The sequence below is a fragment of the Enterobacter cloacae complex sp. GF14B genome (assembly GCF_004136805.1).
Lineage (GTDB): Bacteria > Pseudomonadota > Gammaproteobacteria > Enterobacterales > Enterobacteriaceae > Enterobacter > Enterobacter hormaechei_C.
Genome location: NZ_QFRV01000100.1, coordinates 1 through 12,632, shown reverse-complemented (window position 1 = coordinate 12,632; position 12,632 = coordinate 1). Strand labels below are relative to the sequence as shown.

Annotated in this window: 10 protein-coding genes; all 10 read right to left on the bottom strand. The window is 58.8% G+C overall.

Features of this window, described 5'->3' with window-relative positions; translation table 11 throughout:
- On the bottom strand, nt 1-1,869 hold a 1,869-nt coding region (gene flhA, locus DD606_RS21890; protein ID WP_129259127.1), incomplete at its 3' end, for a flagellar biosynthesis protein FlhA.
- Nucleotides 1,862-3,010 (bottom strand): flagellar biosynthesis protein FlhB, encoded by a 1,149-nt coding sequence (flhB, locus tag DD606_RS21885; RefSeq protein WP_003859720.1) that lies wholly within the window; start codon nt 3,008-3,010, stop codon nt 1,862-1,864. The genes flhA and flhB, both read right to left, overlap by 8 nt.
- 150 nt (nt 3,011-3,160) lie before the next feature.
- A complete protein-coding gene (cheZ, locus tag DD606_RS21880) occupies nt 3,161-3,805 on the bottom strand; it encodes a protein phosphatase CheZ (protein ID WP_003859718.1) in 645 nt (214 codons plus the stop codon).
- A 10-nt stretch (nt 3,806-3,815) separates the two neighbouring features.
- Nucleotides 3,816-4,205: a chemotaxis response regulator CheY gene (gene cheY / locus DD606_RS21875; RefSeq protein WP_000763862.1), complete on the bottom strand. Its 390-nt coding sequence runs from the start codon at nt 4,203-4,205 to the stop codon at nt 3,816-3,818.
- A 17-nt stretch (nt 4,206-4,222) separates the two neighbouring features.
- A complete protein-coding gene (locus DD606_RS21870) occupies nt 4,223-5,272 on the bottom strand; it encodes a chemotaxis response regulator protein-glutamate methylesterase (protein ID WP_003859716.1) in 1,050 nt (349 codons plus the stop codon).
- Complete coding sequence (gene cheR, locus DD606_RS21865) at nt 5,269-6,135, bottom strand: protein-glutamate O-methyltransferase CheR (RefSeq protein ID WP_017384409.1); 867 nt, start codon at nt 6,133-6,135, stop codon at nt 5,269-5,271. The genes DD606_RS21870 and cheR overlap by 4 nt, the downstream gene beginning before the upstream one ends.
- Nucleotides 6,136-6,154: 19 nt before the next feature.
- Nucleotides 6,155-7,756, bottom strand: a complete 1,602-nt coding sequence (gene tap / locus DD606_RS21860; protein WP_045340739.1) for a methyl-accepting chemotaxis protein IV — start codon at nt 7,754-7,756, stop codon at nt 6,155-6,157.
- 44 nt (nt 7,757-7,800) lie between these two features.
- Nucleotides 7,801-9,468 (bottom strand): methyl-accepting chemotaxis protein II, encoded by a 1,668-nt coding sequence (tar, locus tag DD606_RS21855; RefSeq protein ID WP_129259125.1) that lies wholly within the window; start codon nt 9,466-9,468, stop codon nt 7,801-7,803.
- Between the two features lie 85 nt (nt 9,469-9,553).
- Nucleotides 9,554-10,516 carry a spore coat U domain-containing protein gene (locus DD606_RS21850; protein WP_045896077.1) on the bottom strand — a complete coding sequence of 321 codons (963 nt, stop codon included), beginning with the start codon at nt 10,514-10,516 and terminating at the stop codon, nt 9,554-9,556.
- A partial coding sequence (locus DD606_RS21845; RefSeq protein WP_139158332.1) for a fimbria/pilus outer membrane usher protein occupies nt 10,513-12,632 on the bottom strand: 2,120 nt, incomplete at its 5' end. The genes DD606_RS21845 and DD606_RS21850, both read right to left, overlap by 4 nt.

Below are 12,632 nucleotides of genomic sequence, written 5' to 3'. Positions count from 1 at the left end.
ACCCGGCTCCAGCCCGCCACCGCCCTGCAACGCCTGAAGCAGCAGCCGTTCCAGCGGTGTATCCAGGCCAATGACCTGCACTTCGCCGGTTCCCGGGAACCATTGCTGGGTAATGGCGCGTCCGAGCGCCACGCGTACCACCGCCGTCAGTTCGTGCGGATCGCTTTGCAGCGGCGCATGTTCGGCCAGCGTCTCAAGGATGGTACGCATATCGCGAATGGGCACCTTCTCGTCGAGCAGGTTTTGCAGCACTTTATGCAGGGTGGTTAAGGTCAGCACGCCCGGCACTAAATCTTCGGTCAGCTTCGGCATCTCCTGCGTTACGCGGTCGAGCAGCTGCTGCGCCTCCTGACGACCAAACAGTTCCGCAGAGAACTGGCCAATCAGATGGTTGAGGTGCGTCGCCACCACGGTACTGGCCTCAACAACCGTGTAACCCTGGATCTGCGCCTGCTCTTTCAGAGCGCTCTCAATCCAGATTGCCGCCAGACCAAAGGCCGGGTCGGTCGTCTGCTCACCCGGCAACGTGCCTGCGGCCGTGCCCGGGTTAATTGCCAGCCAGCGGCCGGGGTACGCATCACCGCTGCCGATTTCTACCCCTTTCATCAGGATGCGATAGCGCGCAGGCGGGAGATCCATGTTGTCCCGGATGTGGACCACCGGCGGCAGGAAGCCCATATCCTGGGCGAATTTTTTACGAATGCTGCGGATACGGCCAAGCAGTTCACCATCCTGCTGGAAATCCACCATCGGGATCAGGCGGTACCCCACTTCCATCCCCAGCGAATCTTCGAGCTGAACGTCGTTCCAGGTGGCCTCCACCGCCTGGGTGTTCTCAGGCATTTTGACCGGCGCTGGCTCTGCCTTAGGCTGCGTTTCACGGCCACGCATCCACCAGGCAAGGCCCAGCAGCGCGGCAGTAAACAGCAGGAATACCAGGTTTGGCATGCCAGGCACCATACCGAGCAGGCCCAGTACCGCCGCGGAGAGCAGCATAACGCGCGGGTTGCTGAACAACTGCCCCACCATCTGCTCGCCTACATCCTGATCGGTGCTGACGCGGGTCACAATCACACCCGCCGCGGTGGAGATCACCAGCGCCGGGATCTGCGCCACCAGACCATCACCAATGGTCAGCAGCGTATAGCTTTCCGCTGCGTGGCCCATGTCCATGCCGTGTTGCAGCACGCCGACAAGCAGGCCGCCGACGACGTTAATCACCATGATCAGAATGCCCGCGATGGCGTCACCGCGCACAAACTTACTCGCACCGTCCATGGAGCCGTAGAAATCTGCCTCCTGGGTCACTTCGGCACGGCGTTTTTTTGCTTCATCTTCCGCGATCAGCCCGGCATTCAGGTCGGCGTCGATGGCCATCTGCTTACCCGGCATCCCGTCGAGCACGAAGCGCGCGCCTACTTCTGCGATACGCCCCGCACCTTTAGTGATAACCATGAAGTTGATAATCACCAGAATGACGAACACCACGATACCGATGGCGAAGTTGCCGCCCACCAGGAAGTGACCGAAGGCTTCGACCACCTTGCCCGCCGCCGCCGCGCCGGTGTGCCCTTCCATCAGGATGATACGCGTGGAGGCAACGTTCAGCGCCAGACGCAGCAGCGTGGTGAACAGCAGGATTGTTGGAAACGCGGCGAACTCCAGCGTGCGCTGGGTGAACATCGCCACCAGCAACACCATGATGGACAACGCAATGTTGAAGGTGAAAAGCAGGTCGAGAATAAATGCCGGTAACGGCAGCACCATCATCGACAGAATTAGCAGGATCAGAATCGGTCCGGCAAGGATCTGCCATTGCGTCGATTTCAGGTTGCCGGGCAGGCGCAACATTGCCACCAGATTAGCCATCAGTGTCCTTCTCGTTCAAAAAATCCAGTGCTTCAGGCACCGGAAGGTTCTCAGGTTTTACAGGTCGTTGACCGCCCGCTAAACGCCAGCGTTTCAGTTGCCACACCCAGGCCAGCACCTCTGCGACAGCGGCGTAGAGCTGGCCCGGGATCTGTTGTCCAATTTCCGCGTGGCGATACAGCGCACGGGCCAGCGGCGGTGCTTCCAGGATCGGTACGCGGTTTTCCGTCGCGATTTCACGAATGCGCAGCGCAATCAGCCCGGCCCCTTTCGCCACCACTTTCGGCGCGCTCATTTTGTTTTCGTCGTACTGAAGCGCCACGGAGTAGTGGGTCGGGTTGGTGACGATGACGTCGGCTTTCGGCACATCTTCCATCATGCGCCGACGCGCGGCGGCACGCTGCATCTGCCGGATACGGCCCTTAACGTGGGGGTCGCCTTCCATCTGTTTATATTCATCGCGGATGTCCTGACGCGACATTCGCAGCTTTTTGATATGGGAATAGATCTGGAAGATAACGTCGAACGCCACCATCGGAATAATGCTGAGTACCACCAGCAGCGAGCATAACCCGACCAGGTTCAGGGCATTTTTCATCGCCGTCATCGGGGATTCGCTGATCAGGCGCATCATCTCCGGCCAGTGGTGCCACAGAAAAAACCCGGCTGTACTGCCCATAAGAAGCGATTTCAGGATCGCTTTAAGAAGCTCAGCCCCGGTTTGCGCGGAGAACATTTTCGCAATACCGGGTAGCGGGTTGAGCTTGGAGAATTTCGGTTGCAGCGATTTACCGCTGAACACCAGGCCACCGAGCATGACCGGCGAAACAAGGGCCACGATGACCACGCCCGCGATCAGCGGCAGCAAGGCGATCATCGCGCTTTTCACAAGATTGATGATTTGAATGAGGATCAGATTGGGGTCATTGACCATGCTGTGATCAAAACGTAAGCCAGCAGAGAGCATTCCCGCCAGTCTGCGGGCGAGCATCTCCCCGCCCCACCAGATTATGCAGACGCCCACCACCAGGATCAGCAGGGATGTCAGCTCTCGGGATCGGGGGATCTGCCCATCCTCACGGGCTTTTTCAAGTCGGTGGGGTGTGGGGGCTTCTGTTTTGTCGTCGTTCTCTTCTGCCACTGTGCCTGCTCGCAGCCCATTAATTCACGGGTATCATGCCAGCGCAGAGAAAATCCAATGGCGGGAAAAGCCCGTTTATTCGGGCTCTTTTCGCTGTTTTTGTTCTGAGCTGCCTCAGGCCGCGTTAACGACCTGAGGCAGAACGGGCAATCAGAAACCAAGGCTATCCAGCAGATCGTCCACCTGGTCCTGGCTTGCCACCACGCCCGCTTTGCTGGTGTCAAGCTGTGGACCATTGAGCAGGCTTTCGTTCTCGCGTTTCGGACGGGCAGCCGGTTCCGGAATGTTCTCCAGCAGCACCATCAGCAGCTGACGTTCAATCTCCTGAATCACATCCATCATGCGCTTGATCACCTGGCCGGTAAGGTCCTGGAAATCCTGCGCCATCATGATGTCCAGCAGCTGGGCGTTAGTGAAGCTGGTGTGGCCCGGCACGTCACCCAGGTACTGACGGGTATCCGTTACCAGTTCGCGGGCATCCGCCAGCTCAATAGGGTTCTCAAACCACTCATCCCAGCGTTTGCTCAGCGCTTTCGCACCCTTCTCCATGGCATCCTGGTGCGGCTGCGAGGCTTCAACGCTGTTCAACGCACGCTCGGCCGCCTGCGCGGTCATCTGCACGACGTAGTCCAGACGGTCGCGCGCGTCAGGGATGGCTTCCGCCGCTTCGGCGATCGCCTGGTCCAGCCCCAGCTCACGCAGGCTGTCGCGCAGCATGCGGGTCAGGCTACCAATGCGGGCAATAATGTCGCTCGGCGAATGTTCTTCAACGGGTTTCATAGCAGGTTGCAACATATCCATCACCTCACATGCCGAGTTTCTCGAAGATCTTCCCGAGCTTCTCTTCCAGAGTCGCCGCGGTGAATGGCTTCACCACGTAGCCGCTTGCGCCCGCCTGTGCAGCGGCAATAATGTTCTCTTTCTTCGCTTCTGCGGTCACCATCAGTACCGGCAGAGAGGCCATACCTGCATCCGCGCGGATGGTTTTCAGCAGTTCGAGACCGTCCATGTTCGGCATGTTCCAGTCGGAAATCACAAAACCAAACCCGCCAGCCTGGAGCTTGTTCAGCGCATCCACCCCGTCTTCTGCTTCTTCAACATTGTTGAAGCCCAGCTCTTTCAGCAGGTTGCGCACAATGCGACGCATGGTGGAAAAGTCATCCACAACCAAAAACTTAAGCTCTTTATCCGCCATAAAATAATACTCCTGAGTCAAATACGTATTGCCTGTCCGGCACTGATTTTCGCCAGCATCTGCTGGCTTACCTGGCTAAGATCGACCACTTCGCTTACGCCACCCATATTGATGGCCTCGCGCGGCATGCCGAACACCACACAACTTGCTTCATTCTGCGCAATCGTCCAGGCGCCAGCCTGGTGCATCGCAAGCATTCCGGCGGCGCCGTCGTTACCCATCCCCGTCAGGATCACCCCAACGGCGTTGCGCCCCGCATGTTTCGCCACCGAATGAAACAGCACATCCACCGACGGACGGTGCCGGTTAACCGGCGGCCCGTCATGAATTTTGATTTGATAGTTCGCCCCGCTGCGCGCCAGCTCCATGTGCTTGTCACCCGGGGCGATATAGGCGTGACCCGGCAGCACGCGCTCGCCGTCTTCCGCCTCTTTCACGCTGATCTGGCACAGCTTATTCAGGCGCTCCGCGAACGAGCGGGTAAAGCCCGGCGGCATATGTTGCGTAATCAGAATACCCGGGCTTGAGAGCGGCAATGGCTGGAGTACATGGCGAATTGCCTCTGTTCCTCCGGTTGACGCGCCAATCACCAGCAACTTTTCCGAGCTGAGTAACGGCCCCGCCTTCAGGGTTGCCGGGGCTGCCGTCGGTTTATGCGCGGCAAGCTTCGCCCGGGACGCGGTGCGGATCTTCTCGGCGATCATCTCGCTGTACGCCAGCATCCCCTCGCGAATGCCGAGCTGCGGCTTGGTGACAAAATCCACCGCCCCCAGCTCCAGCGCGCGCAGGGTGATTTCTGAACCCTTACCGGTCAGAGATGACACCATCACCACCGGCATCGGGCGCAGGCGCATTAATTTTTCCAGGAAATCGATGCCATCCATGCGCGGCATTTCAACATCCAGCGTCAGCACGTCGGGGTTATATTTTTTGATTAAATCCCGCGCGACCAGCGGATCGGGCGCTGTCGCCACCATCTCCATATCGCTGTGGCTATTGATGATTTCGGTCATGATCTGACGCATCAGCGCCGAATCATCGACAGACAATACCCTGATTTTACTCATGCTTTTTCCTTACTCAGCGCATATACCGTTTGCCCACGCAGGCTAAACTCACGCACGAGGTTGCTGAAGTTTTCCGAGTGCCCGGCAAACAGTAAACCGTCAGGCTTGAGCAACGGAACAAAGCGACGCAAAATGTCCTGTTGCGTCGTTTTATCAAAATAGATCATCACGTTACGGCAAAAAATGGCGTCGAATGGCCCCGGCACGTTGTACTGCTTATCCAGTAAATTAACGGGGGCAAATTCCACGCAGTTCGCCAGCTCCTGGCGTACGCGCACCAGTCCTTCATGCGGGCCGGTACCGCGCATGAAGTAACGCTGTAGCTGCTGGGGAGACAGCGTTTTCAGCTCATCCTGGCGATAAACGCCGTTACGGGCTTTTTCCAGCACTTCCGTGTCGATGTCGCTGGCGTACACTTTCCAGCGACCCGGCGCCATGCCCAGGGTGTCCGCCAGGGTGATGGCCAGCGAGTACGGCTCTTCCCCGGTAGAGGCCGCCGCGCTCCAGACGCGATACTCTCCGCTACGGCGACGGGCGTGTTCCGCCAGCACCGGGAAGTGATGCGCCTCGCGGAAAAACGCGGTCAGGTTGGTGGTTAATGAGTTGATAAATGCCTGCCATTCGGCGCTGTTCTGGTTCGCTTCGAGCATGCTCAGATAGCGGCCAAAATCGTCCAGCCCCAGCGTGCGCAAGCGCCGCACCAGCCGGTTGTAGACCATGTCTCGCTTATGGTCCGCAAGCACGATCCCCGCACGCTGGTAGATTAACTGACATATCCGACGAAAATGCGCGTCGGACAGCGCGAGGCGCTGTGTCATCTGCAACAATAATGACGTTTGCCCTGAGGGCATGGGTGATGTCATAGCGCCTTCTCAATCACATTCAGGATACAACGGGCACGGCCTGTGACCGTCCGACTTCTGTTACTGCTTCAACGTGCTCTTTCACATTAAATACGGCGACTAACCCGGTAAGGTGATCCGCCTGGTTTGCCAGCTGATCGGTCGCAGCCGCCGCCTCTTCCACCAGTGAGGCGTTCTGCTGTGTAACCTGATCCATCTGTGTAACGGCCTGCGCCACCTGCTCAATACCACGGCGTTGTTCATCAGACGCCGAGGCAATCTCGCCCATAATGTCGTTAACCCGCGTCACGGAGGTGACTATCTCATGCATGGTCTGCGCGGCGGTATCCACCAGCGCGGAGCCCTGCTGAACGCGGGAGACCGACTCTTCTATCAGCCCTTTGATCTCTTTCGCCGCATTGGCGCTGCGGCTGGCGAGGTTTCGGACTTCACCGGCAACCACCGCGAACCCGCGCCCCTGCTCGCCGGCACGCGCCGCTTCCACCGCCGCGTTCAGCGCCAGAATATTGGTCTGGAACGCGATACCGTCGATAACGCTGATAATGTCGCCAATTTTCTGCGAGCTGGCGGCAATCTCCTGCATCGTGCTGGCAACGTGAGAAGCCTGATCGCCCCCACGTTTCGCCGTCATCGCTGCCTGTTTTGACAAGTCGGACGCCTGACGCGCGTTATCGGCGTTCTGGCTTACCGTCGCGGTCAGCTGCTCCATGCTGGCCGCCGTCTGCGCCAGCGATGCCGCCTGCTGTTCAGTGCGGGAAGAGAGGTCGTTATTGCCTGCCGCAATCTCGGAGATCCCGGTATGCATGGCGTAACTGCCCTGGCGAACGTTGCTTACCGTTTCCCGCAGCGAACTCTGCATCGCCTTCAGGCTGGCGAAAATCGCTGATATTTCATTCCTGCCATACACGGCCACCGGACGCGCCAGGTCGCCCTTCGCAATACTGTCGAAGTGACTGCTGACGATGGCCAGCGGCTGGACGATCATTTTGCGCGACCACCACAGCGAGCCGCCGGTCAGCAGGGCCGCCAGGATTACCATGGTCAGGAATATCATCCCTGACATGCGGTAACTGGTACGGCTGTCCGCACCGGCACGCGCCACAAACTGGTTAATATCCTGCTGCCATGCGTTAAAGCTGTCGTCAAACGCCGCCTGAGACGCCTGCACCGGCGCGGTCAGGAAGTCAGAAAGCTGGTTGTTCTCCAGCCACGTCGCCTGATGGTCGAGATCGCCGTACCACACATCAAAGGTCTTTTTCATGGCGACTTTGAGCGCTTTCTCTTTCTCACTGACCGCCTCCTGCGCCGTAAAGGCCTTAAACTGCGCGTCGGCCTGCTTCAGGCTGCTGCGGGCCACAACCATCAGCGCCTTAATATCCTCCGGCGGATAGCTCAGCGCGGTTAACGTCCCTGCTTTGTTCAGCGCAGTGCTTGCCTGCAACAGCACGGCACGCGTTTGTGCCAGTGCGGAGCGCTGCTGATTACTCGTCTCAACTTCCTGCAAATTCTGATAGCCATCGCGAAACGCCCAGAAAGACAACCCGTTACTGCCAACCTGCAAAACCCCACACAGGATCAGAATCAAAAACAGTGTGGTCGAGATACGAATACGATTTAACATCCACGCTCCCATCAAGCGGCAAGCAGCCGCGGTTTAATTGTCAGTCAAAATGTTTCCCAGTTTTCATCTTGTCCGGTCACCGCTGCGCGCGTACGTGCTGTCACGGGCGCCGGGGCTGCTTCGCCGTACACCGACCGCGAGCTGACCGTATTTGTTGTTTTTGAAGTAAGACGGAACGCCGAGACGGCCATTTTCAGGCGGCTCGCCTGGTCCTCCAGCGCAGCGGCCGCGGCAGCGGACTCCTGCACCAGGGCGGCGTTTTGCTGCGTCACACGATCCATTTCCGATACCGCCAGGGCGACCTGGTCAATACCACGACTCTGCTCATCCGATGCAGAGGCGATTTCACCCATGATGTCCGTCACGCGCGTCACGGCATTCACGATGTCATTCATGGTTTCACCCGCACTTTCCACCAGCACCGAGCCGGTATCCACGCGTGAAACAGAGTCTTCAATCAGGGCTTTGATCTCTTTCGCCGCATTGGCGCTGCGGCTGGCGAGGTTACGCACTTCGCCGGCGACTACGGCAAACCCGCGTCCCTGCTCGCCCGCACGCGCCGCTTCAACGGCCGCGTTCAGCGCCAGGATATTGGTCTGGAAAGCGATGCCGTCGATTACGCTGATGATGTCGGCGATTTTCTTCGAGCTGTCGGCAATGTCATGCATGGTTTTCACCACGCCGTCGACCACCCGACCGCCGCGTTGGGCGGTGTCGGACGCGCTTTCTGCAAGCTGCGACGCCTGGCGGGCATTGTCGGCATTCTGCTTCACGGTCGCGGTGAGCTGCTCCATGCTGGCCGCCGTCTCTTCCAGAGCGGACGCCTGCTGTTCGGTACGGGACGAAAGATCGTTGTTGCCCATCGCGATTTCACTCGTGCCGGTATAGATGGCATCCGCCCCCTCGCGCACGTTGGCGACGGTATCAATCAGCGAACGCTGCATATGGTCGACGCTGGTTGCCAGCTCGGTGATCTCATTGCGGCCAGAAACGGACAGCGTTTTCGTGAGATCGCCCCGGCCAATATCACGGATATGGGCAATGACGCGGCCAAGCGGGTTAAGAAGGATATGACGAATGCCGTACCACACGGCCACCAGCACTATGACCAGCGCGAGGGCGAGAACCGCCATCTGCCATTTCGCGAAACGGTAGTCGTTCTGGCTTTGCGTGAACGCGGAGTGATAAAGCTCGCCGCTGGCTTTAGCGTACTCGCCGAGCGCCGCGCCGAGGGCGTTCTGCATTCCCTGGGTCGGCTGCGCGAAATAGGCGTCCATATTGCCCTTCTCCAGGAACTGCACCAGCTCCGTGAGGCCGGCGAAGTAGGCCTGATATTTTTCATCTATGTTCGCGCTCGCCTGCGCCATTGCCGGCTGAGGGGCGATTTTTTTGAAGGCGTCGTAATGTTTCGCCGCGTCTGCCAGCGTGGCGCGCGCATTCTTCAGCAGTTCCGTTTTTGCGCTGCTCTGCTGGTTATTTGGGTCCATCATCATGCGGGCAGACGAGCGGCTCAGGTTGATACGCGTCTGCAACATCAGATCCCAGGTCGTGGTCAGTTCGCTTTGCTGCATTCGCAAAGCGTTCGAGGCCGCGAAGCTGTCCTGGTTCTGTTTTAACGACGAGAAAAAGAGGCCGCCAGAAGTAAGCTGAAGAAGTGCGAAAATGACCAGCACCATCATAAGCATTGTGACAACGCGGATACGGTTCAACATACAACACCTTCTCATAGATTTATTAACGGTGTTATCGGCACAGGCCACAGGAACTTTACATTTGCGAAAGGGAAAAGCGCGGGAGTCAGAATGCGACGTCGACAATCAGCGTGTCGGTGTAGGTTCCGGCAGGCGGCGTGGCCTGGCTGGTCAGAACTTTGGCGGTGTAGTTGTAGGTACGTAAAAGCCCGTCCGTACTGACCTGCGATGAGCTGGCGCTGGCCCAGCGCTCGCTGCCGCTGCTACCCCAGCGGTTGCTGGTCGCCTCTTTGTAGATGTCGTAACTCATGAAGTTGCTGCCGCTGACCATACGACGCACGTTGTTCAGGGCATTTGCCCCATTATTAATGCCTATGGTGTAGGTGCTGCCTTTGGTACAGGTGACGGCAACCGACTGTGAAACGGTGGGAAAATTTTGCACCAGCGGCGCGCTGTTAAAATTCACGTCCGGCGTGGTCATGGTGCTGCAATCGTTGGTGACGGTCATGTTGACGAGAATGGAGGTGGTTGCCGTGCCGGTTTGCGGGGTCAGGCACGCACCGACCGCGCCAACAGCGCACACGTTGTAGTTGATGCTGAACGTTAACAACACCTGGTACGGCCCGGCAGTGACGTTCTGCCCCATTACGGTCCGGAAATAAAGGGGAATGTTGTAGCGCCTTGAACCCAGCAGCCCGAGCAGCGTGTTTCCACTCCAGGTATAGGCTTTGCTGATTTGTACTTCACTGTTTCCGCCGCAGCCGGACGCCCCGCACAGGCGCGTAGGAATGACATCGGTAATAGCCGCGTTGTCCGTACGCTTCATGGTCGCCCGGCTATTCGCAAAGACGGATGCCGAAGTGTAAGTCAGCGTCACCGAGTCGTTGGTTAACAGGTTGAGAACGGTATCGCAGGTCACCACCAGCGTGCCCGTCGTTTCCACTTCCCCGGTGCCGCTGAGTGCGAACGAGGTGACGCTGCCAAACGAGGCATTCACCGTACTGACGGTACAGGCCGCCCAGCTGCCGCCGGAGCACAGCAGCAGAAGCGCGATTAACAGGCGTCTCACGGCGCCTCCCGACAGGTCAGCGGACCGTAGGTTTGCAGCTTATGCTCAGGGTTTGCGCCAACGGTCAGCGTTGCCGTACAGCGTTTACCCTCCGGGGTGGTAACCTCGAGCGGATTCACATCGTTGAGGTTTTCCAGCCAGGCGAGGCCGTCATAGCCGACAACCGCGCTGCTGCGGGATGCGCGTCTGACCTGGCTTCCCACCGGGATCGCATTGCCCTGCGCATCGTGCAGGATCACGCTGGCAACCCGCTCCTGCTCCATCGGGAAATCCACCAGATAACCGTTATGCCGACGAATCGCCACCCGACGCTCGGTCTCTTTCAGCCGGGTATCCGCAGGTAAGTTCAGGGTATCAATGCGGTAGCTTGCCGGGTAATAGGCGGAAACGCCGCTGACCAACAGATAACCTTTGTTATTGGTTTTACCAACCGGCTGGTTTTCGTAGCTGACGGGTACGTCCGGATGTCCGTCGGTGCTGATCACCACAAACGCATCGTTGATTTTGTTCGCCGCAAACAGCTCACCGTCCATCAGCACAACAGAACCCATCGCCTCGCCCCACCAGGTCATCATGCCCTTCTCACCGTAGCCGCCGCCCTGTAGCTCCACGTTGTTATTCCGCCAGCCGAGCGTAGCCTGCTGATAGTTACTCGACCGCGACTGGTTGGCCCAGGCCATGTTCCAGCTAAAGCCGCCGTCTGAAGGCATCGAGTGGTTGTAGTTAATGCGTTGAGTGCTGCCTGCGTCAGGGGTGTTTTCAAAGGTGACGGCGGCGCTGTCACGTTCGCCGAGGGGAACCTGCAACGACAGCGCAACCGTCCAGTCGCCCCGCTGCTGGTCACGGCTGGCAGCCAGATAAATACTGCTTGAGCCCCACAAATTACGGCTCCAGGAGAGGTTGAGCAGCTCAGTTTTTTTGCTGTCAAAACTTTCAACCCCGATCCACGCCGCGCCGATATTGCCGTAACCGCCGAGGTTAAAAGTTAAGGAATACTGGTCGGTATTGCGGCTCAGGCTGGCAACGGGGTTATCATTTTCATCATAAACGGTGGGCTGATCGTACAGGGCGAGGTTGCCGAAGCCACGGTCGCGCCGGGTATGCTGGGTCGCTACGCTAAACTCGCTGGTGTTGTACTGATAGCCCCAGTTTATCTGGCCGCCGCTATCGCCGCGCATGCGGCTTTGGGTCCACGAGGTATTTACCACGCCAAAACGCCCGAGCTTCAGCACCGTGCCCGCTCCGCCGAGCGCCAGCGACTCCGCCCCTTCCGCATGCCCCTCCAGCGTCAGCCAGTCGGTCACCCCGTAGCGATACGATCCGCTGCCCGCCGCCGGGCCATAGTCAAAATTCTCAATACCGTAGTTACGCCGCAGGCTGCCCAGCGTCACGGCGCCGTCGCTTAACCCCTGCTTAAGCAGATCGCTGCTGACATAAAACGGCAGCGTGGTACTCACCTGACGACCCAGCGCATCAGTGGTAACCAGCACCGCATCCCCGGCACCGTTGATATACGGCAGATTGGTGAGGGTAAACGGCCCCGGCTGAAGGCGGGTGGAGCCGGAACGGTAGCCATTAATAAAGAGATCGACCGAGGTCGGGACAGCCGCCTCGCCGGAAAACGCCGGCAGCGGCCAGGTCACCAGATCAGGACGCAGGGAGAAGTCGCGCCCGTAGCTGATCCCGCCCATGCGCACGCTGGTGCTCCAGCTCAGCGCATCGCTGATGACGTCCCCGACGGTCCAGGTGGTGGCATCTTCCTCGTTGGTGATCAGAAACGTTGAGTCGTAGCGCACGTACCCTTCCTGCTGCCCGCTGTTACCGGTGAAATTCTGCCGGGCGTAACCCGTCGATGAAAACGAATAATCCTCATTGAAATAGCGGAACTCGTGCCAGACCGACGCCTGGCCGCCCGTGTGCTCGGAATGGTTGGTATAAACGTCGTAATTGAGCAACGCGCCGCGGCCATAGTGCGGCTTGCTATGCGTGTTCTGTTCGCTGAACGGCGTGATCCGCGCGGCGACCCAGTCCCGGGGGACCGTCAGCAACAGACGCTGGGCCGTGCTGTCGTACTCTGCGCGTACCGACGTAAGCGTCGAGAGATTCACCTCTCCGG

What these genes read in the sequence shown, in the direction of transcription:
- cheR (WP_017384409.1), bottom strand. Translation starts at nt 6,135, where the DNA reads ATGACATCACCCATGCCCTCAGGGCAAACGTCATTATTGTTGCAGATG.
- tap (WP_045340739.1), bottom strand. Translation starts at nt 7,756, where the DNA reads ATGTTAAATCGTATTCGTATCTCGACCACACTGTTTTTGATTCTGATC.
- DD606_RS21870 (WP_003859716.1), bottom strand. Translation starts at nt 5,272, where the DNA reads ATGAGTAAAATCAGGGTATTGTCTGTCGATGATTCGGCGCTGATGCGT.
- cheY (WP_000763862.1), bottom strand. Translation starts at nt 4,205, where the DNA reads ATGGCGGATAAAGAGCTTAAGTTTTTGGTTGTGGATGACTTTTCCACC.
- cheZ (WP_003859718.1), bottom strand. Translation starts at nt 3,805, where the DNA reads ATGTTGCAACCTGCTATGAAACCCGTTGAAGAACATTCGCCGAGCGAC.
- tar (WP_129259125.1), bottom strand. Translation starts at nt 9,468, where the DNA reads ATGTTGAACCGTATCCGCGTTGTCACAATGCTTATGATGGTGCTGGTC.